The following is a 24,335-nucleotide window of genomic DNA, read 5'->3' on the forward strand; positions in this document are numbered from 1 at the left end:
ATCTGCATCATCACAGCACCTCATCACTGACGGGGGTAAAGCGCCACGCGTTATCCGCGATAGCCCAACCTACCTGGTCCCAATGACGTTCTGCAACCAAACAGGTAGGCAAGCGAATCAACCAACAGTTCTTCGATCCCTCCAGCTACAGGTTCCGCCGCCAAGAAAGAGAGTTTTTGGTATCCTGAGCAAAATAACAAAATATCACGGATGCAAGAGGAAAAAGAGTGGCAGAACACAAATATCTCTTCGGTATAGAAATTGATTTTTCAAATAATTTGAAGCTTTAAAAAATTCAGGCTGATTTCTACAGGAAAGCCTGGATGAAGTTTTCCAAGTTATCGGCTTCCTCAGCTGGCTTATCACGGCGAATACGTGCAACACGTGGGAAACGAAGCGCTACGCCGCTCTTGTGACGTTTAGAATACTGAGCGGCATCGAAGGCAATTTCCAAGACCAGTCCGTGAGCAACTTCCCGAACCGGACCAAAACGCTTCGTCGTGTGATCGCGGATCCACTTGTCCAGAAATTTCAGTTCATCGTCGGTGAACCCTGAGTAGGCCTTACCGATCGGAACAAGTTCGCGTTCTCCGTCCACAGTACGCCATAAGCCAAACGTGTAGTCAGAATAGAAGCTGCTGCGTTTGCCATGCCCGCGTTGTGCATACATGACAACGGCATCGACCGTGAGTGGCTCACGTTTCCATTTCCACCATGGGCCCCGTGGACGACCCGGAACATATGGACTGTCAGCCTTTTTCAGCATCAATCCTTCAATGCCCTCGCTCCGTGCATTCTCGCGAAGCTTGGCCAAGTCGTCGAAGTTCTGGAACGCAATGAGTTCTGACAGGACCATTCTTGGTGGGTTCAGCCGCGCGAACCAGCTTTCCAGTCGCTGCCTTCTGATATCGAAGGACAGGGAGCGCAGGTCTTCTCCATCTTCAAACAGGATATCATAAAGCCGGATCCCTGCGGGCAGGTCCCGGAGCATGGAGGCTGTTGGTGACTTACGGTTCAGTCTTTGCTGAAGATCAGCAAATGGAGCGACAATACCTTCCTGGACGACCAGAAGCTCACCATCCAGAACGACCCTGCTGCCCAGATCCTGCATCGTGGCAAGCACGTCCGGAAAAGCCTTTCCAATATCTTCCGCCGTACGCGTGTAGACACGCTCCCCTTGAGGTGTGGAAACAAGCTGAACCCGGATACCGTCCCACTTCCACTCTGCGCGCCATTCGGCAGGGTCGAATGCTGTCAGATCAACGTTTTCCAAGGGTTGGGCCAGCATGGGCGGCCGGAAAACCGGAGCATCCTTCGCATCGGGTTTCGGCCCTTTTCCTTCTACCCATGCGAAGAGGGGGCCGTAAGGCGCTTCAAGGCCGTGCCAAACTTCCTCAATGTCATCCGGAGCCACAGATGCTAACTCTGCAAGGGCCGTTTTTGCCAGTCGGGCTGACGCGCCAACGCGCAGCGAGCCAGTAATGAGCTTGAGGAGGGCGTACCGGGAGGAGGCATCGCATACGTCCAGCCATCTCCTTACAACATCCGGGACATCTGCCTTTGGAAGACGCTCCAGCGTGTGAACAACTTCTGCCAGACCGGGTGCCCCTGACGTGTCATGATCACCGGTTTCCGGCCGCCAGATCAGTGCGACTGTCTCCGCAAGATCTCCAACGTAATCATAGGACCAGGTAAAGAGTTCTGGATCGATGCGCTCCATGGCCAGAGCCCGGAGCATGGCAGGTTTAGCCGCTGTGAAGAACAGGCTTCCTGCCATTGCAGCCAGTGCGTATCCCCGGTCAGGATCGGGCGCCATCGAAAAATATTCTTTGAGAAGTGCAAGCTTCATATTTCGTGAAGGGGTGAAGGCCAAGCGTTCCAGCAACGTCGCAAATTCCATCATGCCGACACTCCCTGTTCCGCCTGCTCATCCTCTTCCTCGTAGCCCAAGAGCCGAAGCGCGCAGCCGCGGATCTGCATCTTGCCCAACGCATAAATCAGAGCATCCTCACGCCCATGCGTGACCCAGATCTCCTTTGCCCCGGTTGCCTGACACGTTTCCAGCAGAGCATCCCAGTCGGCATGGTCGCTGATCACGACAGGGAGTTCGACCCCACGCGCTTTCGCTCGCTGGCGAACATGCATCCAGCCTGATGCCAGACAGACAACAGGGTCTGGAAGCCGACGTGCCCAACGGTCTGCAATGGCCGATGGAGGCGCGAGGACAATGCCCCCGCGCATCTCACCTTTCTTTGCAGCCGTTGCGGAATGCAGTTCTCCCAATGGGATACCAAAACTTTCGTAGAGATTGCACATTGGCAGAAGAGCGCCATGGAGCCAGAGAGGGTCATGGTAGCCACCCTCCCGAAGCAGAGCGATCAGACGTTGGCATTTGCCAAGGGCATAGCAGCCAACGACATGCGTGCGCTCTGGAAACAGGCGTACGTCATGCAGCAGTTTGGCAATTTCATGGGCGGGATCGGGCAACCGGAAGACGGGCAAGCCAAATGTGGCTTCCGTTACGAATAGATCACAGGGCACGACCTCAAAAGGAACGCATGTTGGATCAGGCGCGCGCTTGTAATCGCCACTGACCACGGCGCGTTGTCCACGGTATTCCATGACAACCTGTGCACTTCCCAGAACATGCCCGGCAGGAGCCAGCCAGAGCTGCACGTCCCCGACGGAGATGACCTCCCCATAATTAAGTGCCTGTTGGGTCGCGCCCGCTCGGCCCTCGCCCATCCGTAATCGCATGATCGCCAAGGTTTCGGGTGTTGCGGTGACAAGATCATGGCCGGGTCGGGCATGATCAGAGTGACCATGCGTAATGACGGCGTGGGCCACTGGTTGGAGGGGGTCAATATAGAACGCGCCGGGTGCACAGAAGAGCCCTTCCGGTTTCAACTCAAGCCACTCCACCCAGTCTTCTCCGCCATGCGTGCAAGAACGGGGAAAGAACCCGCGAAACGCGTGTGCGTTCCTTGAACTAATGAGCAAACATCTTCCCGAACCTTTTCAGGTATGGTTTTCCCGACAGGGTTGGTCCCCCCGATCTCATCAACTCGCGATGCTTCAGGCCGCAGAGGAGGGAGTGTCTGCGCTTCTCATCGCGCCGACGGGCGGTGGGAAGACACTGTCAGGCTTTTTGCCAAGCCTCATCGAATTGGCAGAAGGTTCATATTCTGGATTGCACATCCTCTATGTCAGCCCCCTGAAGGCTCTTTCGACCAATATTGCAGAAAGTCTGTCTCGCCCCATCGTGGACATGGACCTTCCAGTTCGGGTCGAGGTGCGCAGTGGAGATACGTCCGGAGCACGCCGGAAGCGGCAACAGAAGAACCCGCCGCATATTCTCCTGACAACACCGGAAAGTCTGGCTCTGTTACTGTCATATCCTGATGCTGCCGCGTATTTTTCCACGCTCAGAGTTTTGATCATCGACGAAGTTCATGCACTTGCTGGTACCAAGCGGGGAGATCAGCTCGCTCTCTGTGCCAGCCGCCTGCAAACGCTTTCGTCATCGCTCCGGATCAATGGCTTATCCGCAACCGTAGCACACCCTTCTGCCATGGCGGCCTGGGTTTCCCCGACGGGCAAAGCTTCTGGCGTCCGTCTTGTCAAAGCGGAAGACGGGGTGCGGCCGGACGTTCATGTGCTTTTGCCTGACGACCGGGGTTATCTTCCCTGGGCTGGCCGTACCGGGCTGGGAAGCGCTACTGCTATCCTGACTGAAATTTCCCGTGCTCGCCTGACCATCGTGTTCGTCAACAGCCGGGCGCAGGCAGAACTGCTGTTCCAGGCTCTATGGAAAGACAATGCGGATAACCTGCCCATCGGGCTTCATCATGGCAGTCTGGACGCAGTGCGTCGGGTAAAAGTGGAAGAAGCCATGGCTCAAGGAGATCTGCGGGCGGTCGTGGCCACGTCTTCGCTGGATCTGGGGCTGGACTGGGGGGCGGTGGATCAGATCATTCAGGTGGGGGCACCAAAGCAGATCTCCCGCCTGACACAGCGGATCGGCCGTGCCAATCATCGGATGGACGAGCCATCGCGTGCGCTTCTTGCTCCGGCAAACCGGTTTGAAGTGCTGGAATGTGAAGCAGCCAGAGAGGCTGTTCTGCGGCATGAACTCGACGGTGATCCGCCGCGCGCCGGGGCACTGGACGTTCTGGCTCAGCATGTGCTGGTCACAGCCTGTGCGGGACCGTTTTTCCCTGACGTTCTGTATGAAGAAATTCGCCAGACTGCGCCTTACAGCCAGATTGCACGCACGGATTTCGATGAGGTTATCCGATTTGTCGAAGACGGTGGCTATGCTCTACGGGCCTATGAACGCCATCAGCGTCTTTTCCGGGACTCATTGGGGCAACTCTGGGTTCGCAATGAGCAGATCATCCGGCAGTTCCGGATGAATATTGGCACCATCGTCGATACTCCAATGCTTCGCGTCAAATCCCGACGGGGAAAAGCCTATGGAGAGATAGACGAGTATTTCGCTTCGACGCTCGTTCCGGGCGATACCTTCCTGCTGGGCGGAGAACTGCTGGAGTTTCTCGGGCTGCACGATACGACCGTTCAGGCGGCGCGGGGTCGAGGCAAGGATCCGCGCATACCGGTTTACGGGGGCAGTCAGCTTTCCATTTCACCAGGTCTGGCCAGACACGTCCGTGAAATGCTGCATACGCCATCCTTGTGGACCGTGCTTCCGAAGGTTGTGCAGGACTGGCTTACCCTTCAGGCAAAGCGCTCACATATGCCTGGACCGGATAATTTTCTTGTTGAGACTTTTCCATACAAAGGATGTCACTACATTGTGGCTTATCCCTTTGAAGGGCGGAATGCGCATCAAACTCTGGGGCTTCTCCTGACAAAAAAGTTGGAGGAGACTGGAAAGGGCCCTCTGGGCTTCGTGGCTAACGATTATATGGTTGCCTGCTGGTGCGTCCATCCCACTGGCTCTATGACGGACCTGTTCAGCCAAGATCTGCTTGAAGGCAATCTGGCAGACTGGCTCGCGGAAAGTGCCATGCTCCGCCGCACTTTCCGGGACGTTGCCATTATTGCCGGGCTGATAGAACGCAATTATCCGGGGCGTGAGAAAAACCGGCGTCAGATGACGATCAGCAGTGACCTGCTTTACGATGTCCTTCGAAAATACGACCCTGACCATATTCTCCTGCGCGCGACACGGCTTCAGGCAGAAGAGGGTCTCACGGACCTAGGGCGTTTGTCACTGATGCTGGATCGTCTTCAAGGGCATATAGAGCATGTCAGTCTCTCCCATGTCTCGCCGCTTGCAGTCCCCGTGCTTCTTGAGCAGGGACGCGAAAAAATCCGGGGCGGGGAAGGAGAAGACTATCTTCTGGCTGAGGCCGACAAGCTCTATGAACTGGCAGGCACACCTTGAACTTTCGGGAGATTTTTCTGGCAGGTGAACGGATAGGCCTTCTGCCGGGAGGGGCTGTTTTCCTGCCTACAACGCAGACCCTCGTTGTGGCTGACCTCCATCTCGGAAAAGGAACATCTGCCCGCTCGCGCGGATTACTGCTTCCACCGGGAGATACGATTTCAACGCTTAAAAAGGTGTTACGGCTTGTGGAGGCTTGCTCGCCCCAGGTTCTGGTCGCGCTTGGAGACAGCTTTCATGATTGTCAGGCCGGTGAGCGCCTTCTAAATGAGGAACGAGAACTCATTGAGATTATAACCCGAAAAGCAGGCACTTTATGGATCACGGGTAATCACGATGCGAACCCGATTTCTGGGATCGGGGGCGAGTGGCGTGAAGAGTATCGGTCTGGCAATCTGATATTAAGGCATATCCCATCTGTGACAATTCCTTCTGGCAAAGCCGAACTGGCAGGTCACCTTCACCCCAAGATCAAAATACGGGTCAGGAAGCATACGATGAGCCGTGCGTGTTTCATGGCGGGGGAAGAACGCCTTATTCTTCCAGCACTCGGATCATATACCGGCGGACTGGACATCTCTGATCCTGCTTTTTCAGGATTATTTCCTCAAGGGCATGCGGCTTATGTCTGGGGGACCGATCAAATTAATCGGGTTGCCTAGAGGGCAGATCTGAGCCAGTGATTTCTTACCAAAACAAAGATTTGTGTTGCTGTTCTGTTCTCTTTCGTGAGAGGGAAAGTTATGCAATCGCGACCAACGTCATCGGCAGGGTTCATGATTAACGACAAGAATAATTCGCAGGAACCGACGCCGAACCAGACGTCTTCGAACCAGCCTTTGGCTAGCGACCTGGAGACATTAAGCGATCGTGAGCCCCGGCACTGGGCACAGACAACAATCAGTGACCCAACGTTGGAAAACAGAAGCAATGTTTTCTTTGCGGCCGTAGAGATGACCAGAATGCCCATGATTCTGGCTGATCCGCGCCTACCTGACTGTCCGATTGCATTTGCCAATAACGCATTTCTGGATCTTACAGGATATGAGGCTGATGAGATTGTTGGAAGAAACTGTCGTTTTCTGCAGGGGGCTGGTACCGATCCCAATGATGTTCGGCAACTGAGAGAAGCTATTGCCGAATGCAAGCCAGTTGCACTGGAGATCCTGAACTACCGACGCAACGGGACACCTTTCTGGAATGCGATTTTCATGGGACCCGTGTTCGATGAGCAGGGTGAGTTAATCTACTTTTTCGCTAGCCAGCTGGATGTTTCCAAACGTCGCGAAAGCGAGATGGCTTTGCGGCAGGGTCAGAAAATGGAAGCGATCGGACAGCTGACGGCCGGCCTGGCCCATGATTTCAATAATTTATTGCAGATCCTGAACAACAGCCTGGATCGAATGAAGGACAAGCGCCTCGATCACCAGGCGTTTGACCGCCAGCACATGATCGCGCAGCAGGCCGCGGACCGCGGCGCTAGATTGACGCGTCAGTTACTATCTTTCGCTCGTCGAACACGGCTTGATCCAACCGAAGTCAATTTGAGTTCGCTTATTAATTCCTTCAAGGAGTTAATAGAGATGTCTGTTGGCAGTCAGATTGATTTGTATATCAACCTGAGACTACGCCTTCCGGACGTAAAACTAGATGCGAATTACTTCGAAATGGCGCTCCTAAACGTTGTTACCAATGCCCGGGACGCGTCTTCGGTGGGCGGGTCCATTACGATCAAGACCAAGCTCGTACACTTGAATGGAGATGCAGAGGCGCATCGCCTCAAACCGGGAGAGTACGTCATTGTCACGGTGGAAGATGAAGGGCAGGGGATGCTCCCTCATATCATTCGGCGCGCGACAGAACCGTTTTTCACAACCAAGCCATCTGGGCAAGGGACTGGACTAGGTCTGGCGATGGTTCAGGGGTTCGTCCAGCAATCTGGTGGACGTCTGGAAGTTGAAAGTGAACACCAACGCGGCACAAGTATTCATATGATTTTCCCGGTCCATGCTTCGAAGGAACAGACTGAAACAATCAAGAAGAATACCGGCTACAAAGCGCATCCGGTCGATGAAAGTCCGAGCTCACCACATATATTAGTTGTCGAAGATAATGCAGATATTGCGCAGTACGCTACAGACTCTCTTATGGAAATTGGCTATCAGGTAACAGTTTCCCAAAACGCCACTGAAGCCTTGGACGTGTTTCAACAGGCTTTATCTGAACAGAAACCCTTTAGCGCGGTTTTCTCGGACGTCATTATGCCGGGAGGGCCAAATGGTTTGGTTTTGGCAGAAAAAATTAGTCTGCTGCGTCCTCAGACACCTGTTATCCTCACGACGGGTTATAATGATGAAATGTCGTTGAACGCGCCCGAAAACAATAGTTTTGAAGTTCTGGGCAAGCCGTATCAGCGATCTGAACTGATAGACCGCATCCAGGCGGCTCTTAGCCATGGTTCACGCAGTGGAAACGGTCGTCAGACATCTGACTTCGGTCATGCGGAAGAATAGGAAGATCGATTGACCTCTTTTTCTGTTTTATCGAACGGCTGACCAAGAACTCCGGGCTGAAACGAATGAGCATTTGGGTGAGACAATAGTCATAGGGGCGGTGAGGCAAGAATTTAAGGAAGCTGAGTCTGGATTTTACGAAGAGCTGCCCTAATTTCCCGTCAATCATTGCTGCTATTGGAAATTTCAATTCGTGCCTTGTCAGTCTTATATCAAGCTTAAGCAGACCTACCTGCTTCGCCCTCTTCTGCGACGTAAAGCGCACCAATTGGAATTCCCAAGAGCAACCGTTTACAGATAGCCAGGCAGAATGCTTAAAAAGCGCGATTAGAAACAGAACAGTAAATCAAGTCTTACCTTGGATCTATCCTAGTCTGTAGCGCTAAATGTTCTCGTAATGCATCGATAAAGACGCGGACCTTGGAGGAAAGGCTGCGGTGTGCCGCGTAAACGGCATGTGCCGTAACTTTCTCCGTCGCGAACGTCGGCAGTATCCTCACGAGGGATCCCTGTTTAATAGCGTCCCGCGCCAAAAAATCTGGCAACCGCCCTATTCCCGCTCCATTTTGTATTAAAACCTGCAGGACCGCAGGCTCGTGTACGACGGAGCCAACCGGCACCGCGGCACGATACTCACGCCCTGATGTGTCCCAGAAAGTCCATGCCGTGGGTTGATCACTCCAGCCGAACAGTACGTGGTTAACCAGATCAGCAGGAATCTTGGGCGCGTCATGCCGGACGAGATAAGCGGGGCTGGCACAGGGCCATAAGGCGATATCACCAAGCTTGCGGGCTCTCATATCCGAGGCTGGCATCGTACCAACACGGATCGCCACGTCCACATTTTCCCGTGCCAGATCGACGATCCGGTTTTCCGTCTCCAGATGCACCCGAAGATCGGGGAAGCGACTCAGAAATTCAGGCAGCATTGGCGCTACAAGACCGAGTGCGAACGTCATTGCGGCGTTAACCCGCAAGATGCCGCGTGGCTGCCCAGTCACCCCGTCAAGGGCTGCTTTCGCCTCGCTTAAATCGTCCAAGACGCGGCGTGCATGCGGTAGGAGCATCTGACCGGCCTCCGTCAGGCGAAGTGCATTCGGTCCGCGTTCGAACAGCCGCGCACCGAGGTCGGCCTCCAAGCGAGACAATGCCCGGCTGAGTGAGGATTTCGGCGTGCCCGTCATGCGTGCAGCGCCACTCAGGCTCATGGCGTCAGCAATACGGACGAAGTAGCCGAGGTCGTCAGAGTTCATAGGGTCCGTTCCTGATCTGGAACAGAGCGTCTCCAAAAACGCATCTGCTCAGCAAAACAGGAACGACATAGCATGCTTCCCATAAGAGGGAACGCAGATGTCAAAGCCAATCATCCTAATCACAGGGTCCACCGGACAACAGGGAGGCGCTACCATCCGTGAGTTGCTTCGTCGGGGACGATGGGAGGTCCGTGCGATGGTCCGGGATCTCCAGGCGCCGAAAGCTAGAGCATTAACGAAACTCGGTGTCACACTCATACGTGGCAATCTGGATGATGCAAACTTACTTCGTTCAGCCCTGGCGAATGTTCACGGTGTCCTGTCGGTACAGTCGCCGATGAAAATCGGGCCACGCGGCGAGGAACGTCAGGGGAAACTTCTGGCAAGTCTCGCAATGGAAAGTGGGGTAAAGCACTTCGTGCAGTGTTCCGCAGGTGGGGTAGAACGCTGCAGCAATGTACCACATTTCGAGAGCAAGTTGGCAATCGAGAAGCATATTGCAGCACTCGGTTTGCCCACGACCATCCTTCGACCTGCCGCTTTTATGGAAAATTTTTCGAGTGTGGTCTTTCGCATTACGATGCTCTCGATGATGAAGACTTATCTGGCGCCGACGCAACCGATGCAGGTCGTCTCAGTACGTGATGTCGCATGGTTTGCCGCTGAGGCGTTCGATAACCCGGATCTGTTTATTGGTCGAGCGATCGAACTGGCGGGCGATAGCGTCACTGCGCACGCTGCCGCTTCAACCCTGCGGCGCTCTGGCCTGCGACCTACTATTTTCTTCACGATCCCGAGCTTCTTACGTGCGCGTCTACCAGAGGATTTCCGCTTGATGTTCGAATTTATCGCGCGCGCAGGCTTTCAGGCGGATATTACTGGTTTGCGGCGCGAACATCGGGGGCTTTTAAAGTTGTCGGACTGGGCACAGCCGTAACGCAACGCACGGTGCTCTTATAAAGTCAGAAGCTGACGCAGATCAGCACTCATTAACTTTTAGGGCCGGTATGATTGAGGTTTCCATGAAGGAGCCCAGAAGGATGAGTGATTTGTTCTGGCTGACGGGGGAACAAACGGGGCGACTTGAGTCGTAATTTTCCGAAAAATCATGGCAAGAGCCGGGTGGATGATCGTCAGGTGCTGAGCGGAATTATTTTCGTCAATCGTGATGGGCTATGTCAGCGGAATGCCCCGAAAGACCATGGACCATACAAGACACTCTACAATCGCTGGACGCGGTAGCGTGACAAGGGGCCGTCCTGTGGATGAAGGAAGGTTTGGCTACGCCCGAGGCTTCCGAGCGCAAGACGATGCGACCTATCTGACGACACACTGCTCGGCTTCCAGTTTACGGGTAAAAAAGAGGATGTGGACCGCCTGATTGGCCGCACAAAAGGCGGCATGAACACCAAGCTTCATGCCATTGCCGATGCGAACGGCCGTCTTTTGAGATTCTTCAGGACCGTAGGCCACGTCAGTGATGATATTGGTGCCCCCACTCTGCTTGATGAGTTGTCGAAAGCCTGCTCGCCGACCGGGGCTATGATGCCGACTGGTTCAGGGACGCTTTGCAGAAAAAGAGGGCATCAAGCCCCGCATCGCGGGCCGAAAATCCCGGAACAAGACTATTAAATATGGCAAACACTGCTACAGACGGCGCAACCACATAGAAATCATGTTCAGACGTCTCAAGAACTGGCGCTGCGTTGCGAAACGCTACGACAGATGCTCCACTGCCTTCATCTCCGCCATTGCACTCGCTGCCACTGTCATCTTTTAGCTCTGACCAATGATGTCTGATGCTAAGCCTATGCCGTAAAAGGTATTTAAAAGCGACTTACCGTAATCTCATCGAGGATCATGATTTACGGGCCCATCCTGGCGAAGCTGGCATCAAAGTTTCGAGAAACGCCGCGGCACTGGCTCGATAATTGTGGCGCTTGTCTTCGTTGAAACGGCTCCACGTCGCATACATGTTCTTCATCCGCATGTTCTTGGAGAACCGCGTTTCATGACGTGCCAGAAAGTCCCAGTATAGCGCATTGAACGGGCACGCTTTCACGCCTGTTTTCTGTTTTACATCAAAATGGCATTTGCCGCAGTAATCGGACATGCGGTTAATATATGCTCCCGACCCGACATAGGGCTTGGACGCAGTTTTCCCTCCATCGGCAAACTGGCTCATACCGATGACATTGGGTAGCTCAACCCATTCGAACGCATCAAAATAGACCACCAGAAACCAGTCTGAGATTTCTTGCGGATTGATACCAGCCAGCAACGCAAAATTACCCAGCACCATCAGACGCTGGATATGATGTGCATAGGCTTCTCTTTTGGTCTGGTCGATACTCTGGGCGAGGCAATTCATCTCTGTTTTGCCTGTCCAGAAAAAATCAGGCAAAGGCCTCTCCGCAGCAAGGGCATTGCGGGACGCAAACTGCGGCATGTCCCGCCAGTACATGCCACGCATGTATTCTCGCCAACCAATAATCTGGCGAATAAAGCCCTCGACGGAATTAATCGGCGCGTCGCCATTCTCATAGGCCGTGGCTGCCGCCTCGCAGACTTCAAGCGGGGTTAACAGACCTGTGTTGATACAGAGCGAGAGGCTGCTGTGATAGAGATAGTCCTGCCCGGTCATCATAGCGTCCTGGAAGCGGCCGAAATCGGGGAGGGAAATATCAATGAACGCCTCAAGCGCCTTTAATGCCTGCTGTCGCGTTACAGGAAGGGTGAAAGGCTCAAGATCTCCGAAATGATCTCCAAAACGCTCCTTCACCAAGTTCAGAACATTTTTCGTAACTGCGTCCGGCTCAAATCGTTCCGGAGAAGGATAGTTTAGACCGGACGGGGGCTTTTCGCGATTATCATGATCGAAGTTCCATTGACCGCCCACCGGCGTGTCATCAGGGTTCATCAGCAGACCCGTCTTCTGCCGCATATCACGATAGAAGTATTCCATTCGCAGAGTTTTGCGGCTTTTTGCCCATTGCTTGAAGTCTTCAAGGGAGCAGATAAACCGATCATCTCCGAGAACATCACAAGGAATGCCTACGTTGTCGGACCAAGTCTTTTGCGCCTGAAAAAAACGGTATTCGGCACCTGCAACTGTACGGATCGATGTGGCTCTATATTTACGCGCAGCACGCTCGACCTCGCCAGTAAAGCTCTGTGTGTTCTCCGGGTCATCGAGCGCGACGTAGTCAACGGACCAGCCGCCCGAACGTAACTTCTCTGCGAAGTGACGCATGGCGGAGAAGATGAAAGCGATCTTTTTCTTATGGTGCCGGACGTAAGTCGCTTCGTCCCAGACCTCCATGAGCAAGACAACCGCTTTGCTGCGATCTACATGTTGCAGGCTGGCAAGAGAGGGCGAGAGCTGGTCTCCCAGAACGGGGATCAGCATCGTCATGCTTCGGTCCTGAATACGGTTTGTGCCTTGGAGCCGAGAAGTGTGATCAGGGCCGTGGCAACCAGAAGCTGAAGGGGTCTGAGGCGTAGGAAAAACTGCGGGAGCCGGTCCTCCCGAGCTAAAAATGTATCTCCGGCAAGGGTCAACAGCATTCCCGCAGGAGCAATCCGCCACGCTTTACGGGCAGAAAGAAGCGCAAGGCTGAGCCCTCCAAAATGCATACTGAGGAAAATCAGCGGGTCAGAAAGACGAGGGCCTTCTGGCGCATAGAAGCTGGCACCGCGATGGACGCCAGCGAAAAAGCAGAACAGACCCGCCACCCAGATCTGCGCTATTCTTAGAATGGGTGCCTGAACGGATTTTGGGGCGATACGTATCGCTATCAGAAAAATCCCAAGCATCAGGATGGCTGACCACCCCAAGAGAGCGCCTTCCAGCGGCGTGCGGGCAGCTTCAGCCTCTTTGCCCGTGTAAATCCTTGGCGTCATGCGTGGCGGCTTTTCAGATTTTTGGACCAGGGCGATTGCCGGATTGCACCCCAAGCCATGCCGACGACCATTGAGAAGTAGATTGTCGCCATATCAGCTCGTGAAAAAACAAGTTCCCATCCTGGGGTGAAGCGCTTTGGTGTGGCCTTGTAATCTATCAGACAGGATACTGGGCCGAGGAGGGCGGTGGTGATCACCGCACGCATGGCAGTTGGTTTTTGACCTAACGCTTTATCGTAAAGCCAGCTCCAGAAAAAAACTGCTGCTGCGTTGGTCGCTACTCCCACCAGAGAATGGCGAACATCCAGGTGTTCAACCTTCGCCGCCTGCTCGCCATGCAACCAGTGCGCCGTGCAGTTGACCCCCGGTCCATAAGAACCTGTTCTAATCCGGCTCAGGACCAGTACAGCGCTAGAAGACATCGCTGCACCTCCCAGGGTCATGTTCAAGATACGTTTGCTCATCGTCCGCCCTCGGTCCTGTGATCTTTCCGGGACAGTGATAAAACTGGCCGGCGCTTCACTAACGCGTCATTGTGTTTCCAGATTTTTCAGGCCGATCTGAATAAGCAGTCCACTCAAGAAAAACGCCTAAGCCTGCCAGTATCCTATGCAGGTTTCGGACTGATAAATTCTCGAAAATGGTCTAGAAATCGTCTTTGCAACTCAGCGGAAACTTGATGGCGATCTCCCCATTAGGCGTTTGAATGCTGCACTGAAGGCACTTTCAGAATTGTATCCAGCCAGCTCAGCAACTCGACCTACACTCATTTTTTCTTCAGCAAGATGGTATGATGCAACAGTCATTCGCCACCTTGTTAAATAATCCATACAGGTTTCGCCGATTGTAGCCTTGAAATGATGAGCAAAACTTGTGCGTGACATTCCCGCAATGCCTGCGAGCATTTGGATCGTCCAGCGGGTTTCCGGGGTTTTATGAATAGCGGACAGGACGGCATGAAGCCGTGGATCTCGTAAGGCGTATAACCAGCCAATACCGTGGGCACTACTGGCGATATGTAGTCGTAGCCCTTGGATGAGGAGGGTCTGAGCGAGATGGGCCGCAAGAAGTTCACCGCCTATTGCCGGGTGACGTAATTCAGACATCAGTTGCTCGATGGCCCATCTCATCATGTTTCCCGATGCATCCGGCCTAATGTGTATCAGAGGCGGAAGCTCACTGAGCATTCGTTCTGCATAGGGTGCTCTAAACTTGAAAAACCCGCCTACGCCGAGGACATGTCCTCCGCCATTCAATACGGCAGTATGGCCGGCGGCCACGGACAGCAGAACATCGTAGGCATTCCGAGGCGAAACGGTTCTGTCCGTATAAGTCCGAAAACCATGTTGGCCTGACAGAAGGACAAGGTCGCCCGCCTCAAGCTGGACAGAAATGTCCAGACCATCCACCTCAATCCAGCATGTTCCTGTCTGTATGACCTGAAATTTCAGACCGGGTCCACCAGGAAACTCAAGACACCAATCTCCCTTTGCGCTCAGGCCACGAAAACCATAGCTGTCAGGTTCAAGAAGCCGAAGAATTTCGGAAAGTGGGTCCATAACGCCTCTGTACGATTGCGACGAAATAACAGCTTTTAAAGCATGGATCGTACAAGAGGAGCTCGTTAGAAAAAAGGTCGTTCTGAAGTGCGATGTGAGTATTCCATGCCAAGTCATGAAGCCCTTATTCTCGGCAAGAAGCGTGATCCTTTCTCGGTACACGTTGTTCCAGATACGGCTCCCGGTATGGATGAAATTCTTGTTTCCGTCCGGGCTGTTGCTGTTAATCCGTTTGAACGGCTGATCCAGTCCATGGGCGATATCATCACACCCTGGATGACTTACCCGGCCATTCTCGGTTCAGACGTTGCCGGTGACGTCATCGCAATCGGTTCGAATATTACACGTTTCAAGGTGGGAGACAGGGTCGCGGGTTTTGCCGCCGGAGAAGAGAAGGGGCGAAGGTCTGCCGAAGGGGCATTTCAGGAGCAGGTCATTCTCATGGAGAAAATGACTGTGCCGCTCCCAGACAACCTGTCTTTCGAGGCGGCAAGTGTTTTGCCTCTTGCTCTTACAACAGCCGCAGCAGGCCTGTTCCAGCCTGATTTTCTTGCAATGCACTACCCCTCTGTCCAGCGTGCACCAGCGGAGAAGACGCTGGTTGTATGGGGAGGTTCCACAAGCGTTGGATGCAACGCGATCCAGCTTGCGATCGCGGCCGGCTATGATGTCATCGCAACGTCATCTCTGCGAAACGCGCCCTATCTGAAGAGTTTGGGGGCCAGTGCCATTTATGATCGACACAGTCCGTCAACACCGTCGGCAATAATTGAGGCGTTGCGGGAACGGGAGGTCTGCGGGGCCCTTGCGATCGGTACTGGATCGGCCAAAGCCTGTATCGACATTCTTGGGGCCACCAAAGGGCAACGCTTTATCGCGATGGCGACGCCTCCTGTGTCTTTTGACGAGGTTCCAGCCGGACGTGGGCGCTGGCAAAAACTGCTGCCTGCCTTGATGCAAATGGTGGTCGGAAATATTTCGCTCGCTCTGAGAGCCCGCCGCAGAGGCGTGAAGACAAAATTCATCTGGGGGGGGCGCCCCTCTTCATAACGACGTCGGGTCTATGATTTATGAAAAATTTCTGCCTGGTGCGCTCGCAAGTGGGCAGTACAGGCCCGCACCTGAACCTGAAATTGTCGGACACGGCCTGCAGTTGATTCCGGATGCGCTCGAACGCCAGCGCAAAGGCGTTTCGGCCCGAAAACTTGTTGTAACACTTGGTCAGCAATAACGGCCGGTTCAAAATAAATCCGAGATGCAACAATCAGTCGTCTGACGAGTTCTTCCGTCGTGAAAATGCGGTGTTTCATCGCATCTCTGTTTTTTAAAAAATGTTTCGAATGGAAAAGACCGGATCTTGGAAAACGATGCGATAGTCAAAACGCTGACAAACTCTGGTTCTCTCCATAATCGGCGGATTGCGATTGTCGGTGGCGGACCAGGCGGCCTGGCTTCAGCAATGCTGCTGGCCCATGCAGGTGCAGACGTGACGCTCTATGAACGGCACGCGCAACTCGGCGGGCGGTCTTCCGCGATTGAGGGCCAGACGGAAGCCGGGGCATTCCGGTTTGATACCGGACCGACATTTTTTCTCTATCCCCAGATCCTTCGGGACATCTTCACGCGCTGTGGACTGCGAATGGAAGATACCATCACCCTGAAGAAACTCGACGAAAACTATGATCTGGTTTTTGAAAACGGCCCTTCGCTGACAGTCACGTCCGACATTGATGTACTGGAGCGTGAGATTGCACGGATCGATATGCAGGATGCCGGCCGGGTCAGGGAATTTATTGCCGATAACCGCACCAAGTTCCGGAACTTCATTCCTGTTTTGCAGCGGCCTTTCAATAGTGTGCTGGATCTGTTGCGGCCTGACATGCTGCGGGCCTTTCCAAAGCTGCGGCCGCTGTCTTCAGTCGATCGGGACCTGAGCCGTTATTTCCGGGACCCGAGGACGCGGCTCGCCTTTTCGTTTCAGAGTAAATATCTCGGTATGTCGCCTTACAGATGCCCGAGCTTGTTCACGATCCTGAGTTTCATGGAGCATGAATACGGCATCTATCATCCCGTCGGGGGCACGATGGCCGTCATGGAGGCCATGGGCCAGGCAGCAGACCGGCTTGGGGTTACGATCCGTCTGAACGCGCCCGTGCGTGAAATCCTGACCCGCAAAGGGCACGCAACGGGTGTGCTGACCGATCATGGGCCTGAACGGGCGGATGCCATCGTCATCAATGCAGATTTCGGGCGGGCGATGACGAATCTGGTTCCGGACAGGAAACGGCGGCGGTGGAAGAACAAGTTCATCGAGCGGAAGAAATACTCCTGCTCGACGTTCATGATGTATCTCGGCATTGAGGGAACTGTTCCAAACAAGGGGCATCATACGATTTTCCTTTCCGAGACGTATGATCGGAATTTTGCGGAAATCGAAGCCGGGCAATTACTCTCTGAAGAAGCCTCACTTTATATCCAGAATGCGTGCGTGACAGACCCCGATCAGGCTCCGGCTGGTCACTCCACGCTCTACGTTTTAATGCCTGTTGGGCATCTCCGAGAGAATGGTCTGGATTGGAACGATGAGCGCCGCACGAAGGCCCGCAGCCTCGTCATGGCACGTCTGGAAAAAGCCGGCTTCAAGGACATCGAAAAACGGATCCGCTTTGAAAAAATCATAACGCCTGCCGAGTGGGAGGCGCGTTATGATGTTCACAAGGGTGCCGTCTTTAATCTTGCGCATAATCTGGGCCAGATGCTTCACCGGCGCCCTCACAATCGTTTCGAAGATATCAAGGGCGTCTACCTGGCCGGAGGAGGAACGCACCCAGGGAGTGGGCTTCCCGTTATTTTCGAGGGAGCGCGGATTACAAGCGACCTTGTCATTAAAGACTTCTCACCTCGCAGACGGTCTGCCCGGAAACACAAGCGTCCCCTGCAAGGAGCCTCCCATGTCACGTCCTGAAAAAAAAGCCTCTGTCATGGTGATTGGAGCAGGGCTTGGTGGCCTTGCCGCAGCCTGTACGATGGCCGCACGGGGTTATCGGGTTACCGTTCTTGAAGCCAATGACTGGTTAGGCGGCAAAGCAGCTGACTGGCAGGAAGGGGGGTACAGATTTGATATGGGCCCCACCATCCTGACCATGCCTCGGGTGCTGGAGCGTATTTTCGCCGAGGCTGGCATTACAATGACTGAGCGATTGGACCTGCGCCGGCTGGACCCGCAGTGGCGCTGTTTCTTTGAAGACGGCAACGTCCTCGACCTCCAGGAAAATGCCGAGAACATGGCTGAGGTTCTCGAAAGCCTGTGTTCGGGGGACGCTGACGGATATCGGGATCTGATGGCCGCCAGTGAGCAACTCCACAATATTTCCGAGCGCTTTTTTTTCTGGAAATCTGTTGGTGGCGTCGCAGATACGTTGGACCTGAGCAGCACGTTTACGCCGGCCACCCTGCGAGACCTCCTGCGGCTCAGGATGGATTCCACCTTTGCCCGTGAGATCAGAAAGCGCATTCACAATCCTCAGGCTGCCCAGATGCTGGATCATCTGACGCAGTATGTTGGGTCCAACCCGTTCTGGGCGCCCGCCGTTCTGCTGGGAATTGCGCATATGCAAAGTCATGACGGGGTCTGGTATCCAATGGGGGGGACGAGGGCCGTTCCTGAAGCGCTGGCTCAACTTGGACGAGAACTCGGGGTCAAATTCAGAACCGGTACCAGGGTTGAGCGTATCCTAACGCGAGATCGTCGAGCCTGTGGCGTTATGACTGATGGTGGCGAGGTCCTGGATGCGGACATCGTTATTTCCAACATGGATAGCGTTCGGACCATGCGCGAACTTCTGGAGCATGTTCCAACGAAAAAATTCGAACGGCAGTGGAAACGACGCAAACCGGCATGTTCGGGCGTGGTCCTGTACTTGGGTCTGGATCGTTCATATGACCACCTGGCGCATCATGATTTCGTTTTTTCAGCAAACCCTGAAGAAGAGTTTGATGCCATCTACAAACAGGGAATTCCTGCGCCTGACCCAACCTGTTATCTCGCGGCTCCCTCAAAAACAGACCCTGCTGTAGCGCCTGAAGGGGGCGAGGCGCTGTATGTGCTGGTTCATACGCCGTATATCCGGAAGGGTCAGAACTGGGAGGACCTGTTCCCAGGATACAGGCAGATTATTCTGGACAAGCTCAAGCGCTGTGGAGGCATGCCTGATCTCGAAGATCGCATCAGGGTTGAGCACCATCTGACACCACTCGACATCCATGAGAGGTATTCGACCCTGCGGGGAGCCATCTATGGACTGGCCAGCCATGGGCGTCTCAATGGGGCGTTCAAGCCTGCAAACCGATCTTCTGAAGTCCCCGGGCTGTATCTGGCCGGAGGGGCGGCCCATCCAGGAGCCGGAATGCCAATGGCGCTGATGTCAGGCTGGATTGCAGCAGACTGTGCCGACCAGGATAGCGCGAAATCCAAGACATCATGAAAACAGATCCTCGCCGCAACCCAGTCATTGCGGCACTTGTATCCCGGGGAATGCGGCGAGGCATTACACGTCATTTCAATGCCGTCCGATTATCGGGAAATTCTGATGTCCTATGCCATCGTGGACCGCTTATTGTCTGTGCAAATCACCCGGGATGGTGGGATCCAGCCGTTTTTGCGTGGCTGCAACATCGTTTTTTCAGTCATTGCCACGGCTATGGCCCCATGGAATCTCAGGCACTTCGGAAATACCCTCTGCTGGACAAGGCTGGACTGATCCCGGTCGCCCCTGAAAATCCGGAATCTCTGCGTCATTTTCTACGAAAAGCCTGCAAAATCCTAGGGCAGGGACATGTACTCTGGATCACGCCTCAGGGTCATTTTTCCGACGTTCGAAGCCGCCCTATCCGTCTTCAGACGGGCTTTGCCCATCTGGCTCGGCGTGTACCCTCGGCAATGCTCGTGCCTCTCGCCATCGAGTATACTTTCTGGAATGAAAGCCGACCTGAGCTTTTACTTCGGTTTGGGGATCCTGTGTCTGCCTTGGGAAGCACCGGAACCCAAAACACGACTGGTCTCATGGAAGAAGCTCTCACCACAACAATGGAGACGCTCGCTCGTGACGCCATCATGCGGGATCCCTCAAAATTCCGCACACTGTCCCAGGGAGCGGGGGGGATTGGTGGTCTTTATGATGTCGGGCGTCGTATTCGGCAGTGGGCTCGTGGCAAGGCATTTCAGCCGCGTCATGACCAATGACCAGAAAGCTTGAAAAACTGGCGTTGAGTGCGGCATTTTTGCCGCTTGTCATGACGCTTCTGAACCTCCCCAGGTTGCGAAGGCTGCCCAAGCAATTTGGGGCAGCTCCCATTTCTGTCCTGATCCCTGCCCGGGATGAGGAAGACACTATCGCAGAGGCCATACAAACCGTTCTGGCAAGCCGGGGCGTGGTACTCGAGTTGATCGTAGTCGACGACAATTCCTCTGACGGAACATTGAATATACTCCAGTCGTACGATGATCCGCGGTTAAGGGTCTTTTCAGCACCTACGCTTCCTGATGGCTGGTGTGGTAAAAACCATGCCTGTGCAGTGCTTGCAGAGGCCGCACAGTATGATCTCATGGTATTTCTGGATGCAGATGTACGCTTGTCGCCAGATGCCCTAAGCCGGTTGTCGGGCCTGATGTCACACCAGCCAGATGTTGCGTTCCTGAGTGGAGTTCCGCGTCAGATCACCGGAACATTTCTGGAGTGGCTCCTTCTTCCTTTTATTCACGTTCTGCTGGTCGGGTATCTTCCGATGGCCTTCGATAAGGGGAAAGATCCGGCCTTTTCTGCTGCGTGCGGTCAATTGGTGATGGTCCGGAGCGACGCCTATCGCGCGAGCGGTGGCCATGCAGCCATTCGTCACAGGCTGCACGATGGCTTGGCGCTCGCAAGGCAGTTCAGGAAACAAGGTTTCATAACGACTTTGTTCGATGCAACTGACATCGCCTCGTGCCGGATGTATCGCAGTGCCGGGGAAGTGTGGAATGGACTCCTGAAGAATGCGACCGAAGGGATGGCAACACCAAAGGGGCTTCCAGTCTGGACAGTCCTCCTCGGCGCAGCGCAAATTTTGCCGTTCATTCTTCCGTGGACCAAAGTGACGGGACTTGCGAGAGGTATGACGCTTTTAGCACGGTCCCTGATAGCCTATCGCTTCCAACAGGGGTGGAGAACGGTTCTCCTGGCGCCTCTTGGTACGACTGCGCTCTTGCTTCTTCAATGGCAAGCCCTGATCGGGGAGCGTCTGGGATATGCTCCGCGCTGGCGAGGCCGCTCTTATCCAAGCAAAACCGACGCATGAAAGCCCGTTTTTTTCTAGGCCTGCTGACTCTGCCTTCCTTAGCCTGTGCCACCACACTTGGCGTGACCGTGACCAATATCCCCGATGCAGTCGGGACAATCCGTGTTGCGGTCTGTGCCGAAAACGAGTTCCTCAAACCCGACTGCAAATATCACGCGGTTGTCCAAGCCGGTGCTGGACAGGTGAACACAACATTCCCGGATGTTCAGCCCGGTGTCTATGCAGTTCAGGTATTTCAAGACAGAAATGGAAATCAGAAGCTTGATCAGAATTTTTTCGGAATGCCAAAAGAACCTCTAGGTTTTTCTCGCAATCCTTCACTCCATTTTGGGCCACCCAGTTTCGCAGATACTGCTTTCTCTCTTGGCGCCCAGAACAGTGCTATTTCCCTTGCTCTGAGAACAAAATAGCGTCAAAGCACATGACCATATCCCATAGCGATATCCATCGAATGAGACGGGCTTCTGAACTGTGGCAGACGGTGCCGATGGCCACACGACTGCGGCTTGTCCGTCGGTTTCGTGGTCTCCTGCGCCAGAAATGGCGAACTTTGCCTGAATTATTTCCAAATCGCCCTGCCGTTGAAACGATTACAGCCGAATTTTTGCCTTTTCTGGCGGCTTGCAAATTTCTGGAAAGAAACGCTGCAAACATCCTTCGAGCCCGGAGGGCTGGGTTTTGGGGGCGGCCCACATGGCTTCCAGGTGTCACGTCGATCATCAAGCGGCAACCTTATGGAACGGTGCTCATTCTAGCACCTGGAAATTATCCGCTGATGCTACCCGGAATACAGATCCTGCAATCAATAGTAGCCGGAAATGCAGTCGCGCTGAAACCTGCTCCTGGAGGAGAGCCAGCGGCAAAGATGCTATCGGATTTAATATCTTCAGCGGGGTTTCCAACTGGATTGTGCGAGATCCTTCCGACAGATTCCGGTTCTGACGCGGTGGCCGCAGGTTTTGATCTGATCATTCTCACGGGATCAGCTCGAACAGGACGGGCTGTTCTAGAACAAGCATCTAAAACGCTGACTCCCACCATCATGGAGCTTTCGGGCGTTGACCCAGTTTTTGTGCTTCCGGATGCCAACCTGGCACATGTCGCCCGCAAACTTGTGTATGGGGCTCGCCTGAATAATGGCGCGACGTGTATTGCGCCACACCGCGTATTTATCGGCCATCAAGACAAGACTGAACTTGTCGATCGCTTGCGCAATTTACTCAAAAAAAAGAAGCTTCTGTTTGTTGATCAGGACGAGAAAAAACGGCTTCAAGCGTTCTCGGCAACCATCAAAGCGTCGGGGGGAAGCACCGAAACAATAGGTAGCGTCACACTTCTGACCCAAATTGAGGGGCTGCATCACCTGCTTGATACCGACATTTTTGTGCCTTGGCTCGCGATCATTGGCGTGGCAGATGTGGAAGAAGCGCTCAACCTTGACAGGCAGGTCTCTTACGCTTTGGGAGCCAGTATTTTTGGTTCAGAAATTTCGGCCAAACTTATCGCTCAAAAGGTCTCAGCCGGGTCCATTTGCATCAATGACCTTATCGTACCAACCGCGGATCCTCGGCTTCCCTTTGGAGGTGCCCGAAGCAGTGGGTATGGCACAACCCGTGGAGCCGAAGGCCTGCTTTCTCTCACACGCCCGGTTGTGACATCTGTCCGCAGAGACATTTTCTAAATGATACGGCTTAAGATTTCTTTGCAGAAGGCATGGTACGAGCGAAATTGGTTGTAGATGTAAGTAATAGTATAATATTGATCCGGCAGAACTCTGCCGGATCAACGTCAAACATCAACGCAAGCCGCCGGAGGCAATAAGTGTTTCGCCTGTCAGCCAGCGCGCATCATCAGAGGCGAGGAACACGGCAAGTGGAGCAATGTCCTGAACTTGGCCGCTACGTCCCAATGGTGTCTGTGAAATAATGAGTTGTTCCATTTCGGAACCCACAACATTGGCAGTTTTGGTGCCTTCTGTTTCAATCAGGCCAGGATTTATAGCGTTTACCCGAATATTTCTTGGCCCCAGTTCGCGTGCAAGAGAACCTGTAATGGCGTCAACGGCTCCCTTTGTTCCGGTATAGACAGCAGAATTTGGTGGCGTAATACGAGATACAACGGAGCTGATATTGATAACGCTACCGCCATCATCAAGATGTTTGGCTGCGGCCTGCGTCGTCAATAGAGTGCCAAGCACATTGATATTAAAGAGACGATGGAAATGGTCTTCGGTGATCTCGTCAATCGAAGCAAATTCATAAACCCCGGAATTATTGACGAGAATATCCAAGCGCCCGAATTGACTGATCGCCGCATCCACGATGGCCTGGGCATCAGATTTGCGAGAAACATCCCCCTGAACAGCGATGGCCTGACCGCCATTGCTCGCAATAGCTGAGACTACGGCGTCCGCTCCGGACTTGCTGGAGGCATAATTGACGACGACAGCGGCGCCCGCTTCGGCAAGTGCCTTGGCAATACCAGCCCCAATTCCTTTGGAGGCGCCTGTTACGATTGCAACTTTTCCGGAAAGTTTGCTCATGGATATGTGCCTGTCTGTATGGGCCAGAACGCACATGCGTACTTTATGCCCGGTTGGTCGAAAGCAACGGATTTAAATGTGGAGTAATCGCTCCAACATAAGGCATATAAGGTTTGGATCTCCGGTTTCAAGGATTTATGGAGCGATGACACCAAAAAAAGACCTGAGTGGGCGGCGAGGGCGGGGGCGCCCTCAATCTTTCGATCGCAAAGAGGCCTTGTGTGCCGCAATGCGCTTGTTTTGGGACCGGGGCTATGAAGGGACGAGTTTCGATGATCTGATTTCGGTCATGAAGATCAGTGCTTCCAGCTTTTACAATGCTTTCGGAAGCAAAGAGGCGCTGTATCATGAGGTGATTGAGACCTACATGAGTGTTGCTGGAGGTTGGTTTCTCGATGTCCTTGGTGAAGATACCGATACGCGAACTGTTTTTCAGGATTTAACGACAGCAGCTGCGGTTGAGTTTACACGCGCCGACCGCCCTGCAGGATGCATGATCTCAGTCGCGGCTACGCAATGCTCCCCTAACCAGAACCGTTTGCGAGATCTTTTAGCTAGCCAGCGAACACAGGCAGAAGGCGCTATGGCTGTACGTTTGCAACAGGGATTGGAGGTAGGAGATTTGCCTTCAGGTACCGATATTGAGGCTTTGGCAGCGTTCTACGGATCCCTCCTACGCGGCATGGCTGTTCAAGCTCGTGACGGAGCATCACAGGAGCGCCTGCTGAAAATCGCGCGGATCGGAATGAACGCTTGGCCAAAGGCATGACCGAGACCTTAGGCTCAGGACCTATTAATTTCTTGAACTGAGCGAGCGGTTGT

Annotated in this window: 20 protein-coding genes and 1 pseudogene; 13 read left to right on the top strand and 8 right to left on the bottom strand. The window is 53.8% G+C overall.

What is annotated here, in order from left to right; all coding sequences use genetic code 11:
• Positions 1–307: 307 nt before the first annotated feature.
• On the bottom strand, positions 308–1,903 hold the full coding sequence (locus tag B7444_RS15635; protein ID WP_007284408.1) for a cisplatin damage response ATP-dependent DNA ligase: 1,596 nt from the start codon (positions 1,901–1,903) through the stop codon (positions 308–310).
• Complete coding sequence (locus tag B7444_RS15640; RefSeq protein WP_231503030.1) at positions 1,900–2,907, bottom strand: ligase-associated DNA damage response exonuclease; 1,008 nt, start codon at positions 2,905–2,907, stop codon at positions 1,900–1,902. Before B7444_RS15640 ends, B7444_RS15635 begins: the two co-directional genes overlap by 4 nt.
• A gap of 85 nt (positions 2,908–2,992) precedes the next feature.
• On the opposite strand from B7444_RS15640, the gene B7444_RS15645 reads away from it, so the two are divergent.
• The 3 genes from B7444_RS15645 to B7444_RS15655 all read left to right on the top strand — a co-directional run bounded on the left by B7444_RS15645 (position 2,993) and on the right by B7444_RS15655 (position 7,923).
• Positions 2,993–5,410: a ligase-associated DNA damage response DEXH box helicase gene (locus tag B7444_RS15645; RefSeq protein WP_048855229.1), complete on the top strand. Its 2,418-nt coding sequence runs from the start codon at positions 2,993–2,995 to the stop codon at positions 5,408–5,410.
• A complete protein-coding gene (gene pdeM / locus B7444_RS15650) occupies positions 5,407–6,072 on the top strand; it encodes a ligase-associated DNA damage response endonuclease PdeM (RefSeq protein ID WP_007284405.1) in 666 nt (221 codons plus the stop codon). Before B7444_RS15645 ends, pdeM begins: the two co-directional genes overlap by 4 nt.
• Before the next feature lie 114 nt (positions 6,073–6,186).
• On the top strand, positions 6,187–7,923 hold the full coding sequence (locus B7444_RS15655) for a PAS domain-containing protein (protein WP_007284404.1): 1,737 nt from the start codon (positions 6,187–6,189) through the stop codon (positions 7,921–7,923).
• A gap of 353 nt (positions 7,924–8,276) precedes the next feature.
• Here the strand turns inward: B7444_RS15655 and B7444_RS15660 are convergent, their stop codons facing one another.
• Positions 8,277–9,176, bottom strand: coding sequence for a LysR family transcriptional regulator (locus B7444_RS15660; RefSeq protein ID WP_007284403.1), 900 nt, complete (start codon positions 9,174–9,176; stop codon positions 8,277–8,279).
• Positions 9,177–9,273: 97 nt separating this feature from the next.
• Between B7444_RS15660 and B7444_RS15665 the strand changes: the two genes are divergently transcribed.
• Positions 9,274–10,113 (top strand): NmrA/HSCARG family protein, encoded by an 840-nt coding sequence (locus tag B7444_RS15665; protein WP_007284402.1) that lies wholly within the window; start codon positions 9,274–9,276, stop codon positions 10,111–10,113.
• A gap of 103 nt (positions 10,114–10,216) precedes the next feature.
• Positions 10,217–10,956: pseudogene (locus B7444_RS15670) on the top strand (IS5 family transposase).
• Positions 10,957–11,034: 78 nt separating this feature from the next.
• Here the strand turns inward: B7444_RS15670 and B7444_RS15675 are convergent.
• From B7444_RS15675 to B7444_RS15690, 4 genes are all read right to left on the bottom strand, one after another.
• A complete protein-coding gene (locus tag B7444_RS15675; protein ID WP_007284399.1) occupies positions 11,035–12,591 on the bottom strand; it encodes a cryptochrome/photolyase family protein in 1,557 nt (518 codons plus the stop codon).
• A complete protein-coding gene (locus B7444_RS15680) occupies positions 12,588–13,079 on the bottom strand; it encodes a hypothetical protein (protein ID WP_007284398.1) in 492 nt (163 codons plus the stop codon). Before B7444_RS15680 ends, B7444_RS15675 begins: the two co-directional genes overlap by 4 nt.
• Positions 13,076–13,543, bottom strand: coding sequence for a hypothetical protein (locus B7444_RS15685; protein WP_231503032.1), 468 nt, complete (start codon positions 13,541–13,543; stop codon positions 13,076–13,078). Before B7444_RS15685 ends, B7444_RS15680 begins: the two co-directional genes overlap by 4 nt.
• 201 nt (positions 13,544–13,744) lie before the next feature.
• A complete protein-coding gene (locus B7444_RS15690; RefSeq protein ID WP_007284396.1) occupies positions 13,745–14,755 on the bottom strand; it encodes an AraC family transcriptional regulator in 1,011 nt (336 codons plus the stop codon).
• Here B7444_RS15690 and B7444_RS15695 point away from each other — a divergent pair.
• The 7 genes from B7444_RS15695 to B7444_RS15725 all read left to right on the top strand — a co-directional run bounded on the left by B7444_RS15695 (position 14,744) and on the right by B7444_RS15725 (position 22,652).
• Positions 14,744–15,688, top strand: a complete 945-nt coding sequence (locus tag B7444_RS15695) for a zinc-binding alcohol dehydrogenase family protein (protein ID WP_007284395.1) — start codon at positions 14,744–14,746, stop codon at positions 15,686–15,688. The two genes, B7444_RS15690 and B7444_RS15695, sit on opposite strands and share 12 nt — an antisense overlap.
• Before the next feature lie 307 nt (positions 15,689–15,995).
• Positions 15,996–17,603: a phytoene desaturase family protein gene (locus B7444_RS15700; RefSeq protein WP_007284393.1), complete on the top strand. Its 1,608-nt coding sequence runs from the start codon at positions 15,996–15,998 to the stop codon at positions 17,601–17,603.
• Positions 17,590–19,122: a phytoene desaturase family protein gene (locus B7444_RS15705; RefSeq protein ID WP_007284392.1), complete on the top strand. Its 1,533-nt coding sequence runs from the start codon at positions 17,590–17,592 to the stop codon at positions 19,120–19,122. Before B7444_RS15700 ends, B7444_RS15705 begins: the two co-directional genes overlap by 14 nt.
• Positions 19,123–19,172: 50 nt before the next feature.
• On the top strand, positions 19,173–19,880 hold the full coding sequence (locus B7444_RS15710; protein WP_231503044.1) for a lysophospholipid acyltransferase family protein: 708 nt from the start codon (positions 19,173–19,175) through the stop codon (positions 19,878–19,880).
• Complete coding sequence (locus B7444_RS15715) at positions 19,877–20,971, top strand: glycosyltransferase (protein ID WP_007284390.1); 1,095 nt, start codon at positions 19,877–19,879, stop codon at positions 20,969–20,971. Before B7444_RS15710 ends, B7444_RS15715 begins: the two co-directional genes overlap by 4 nt.
• A complete protein-coding gene (locus B7444_RS15720) occupies positions 20,968–21,381 on the top strand; it encodes a DUF2141 domain-containing protein (RefSeq protein ID WP_007284389.1) in 414 nt (137 codons plus the stop codon). The genes B7444_RS15715 and B7444_RS15720 overlap by 4 nt, the downstream gene beginning before the upstream one ends.
• 41 nt (positions 21,382–21,422) lie before the next feature.
• Positions 21,423–22,652, top strand: a complete 1,230-nt coding sequence (locus B7444_RS15725; RefSeq protein WP_269320234.1) for an aldehyde dehydrogenase family protein — start codon at positions 21,423–21,425, stop codon at positions 22,650–22,652.
• A gap of 114 nt (positions 22,653–22,766) precedes the next feature.
• Here the strand turns inward: B7444_RS15725 and B7444_RS15730 are convergent, their stop codons facing one another.
• Positions 22,767–23,513, bottom strand: a complete 747-nt coding sequence (locus tag B7444_RS15730) for a glucose 1-dehydrogenase (RefSeq protein ID WP_007284387.1) — start codon at positions 23,511–23,513, stop codon at positions 22,767–22,769.
• A 229-nt stretch (positions 23,514–23,742) separates the two neighbouring features.
• Between B7444_RS15730 and B7444_RS15735 the strand changes: the two genes are divergently transcribed.
• Entirely contained in the window at positions 23,743–24,282 is a 540-nt protein-coding gene (locus tag B7444_RS15735) for a TetR/AcrR family transcriptional regulator (RefSeq protein ID WP_007284386.1), read from the top strand.
• The last annotated feature ends 53 nt before the right edge of the window (positions 24,283–24,335 follow it).

Origin of the sequence: Gluconobacter thailandicus F149-1 = NBRC 100600 (assembly GCF_000964465.1) — a bacterium.
Taxonomy (GTDB): Bacteria; Pseudomonadota; Alphaproteobacteria; order Acetobacterales; family Acetobacteraceae; genus Gluconobacter; species Gluconobacter thailandicus.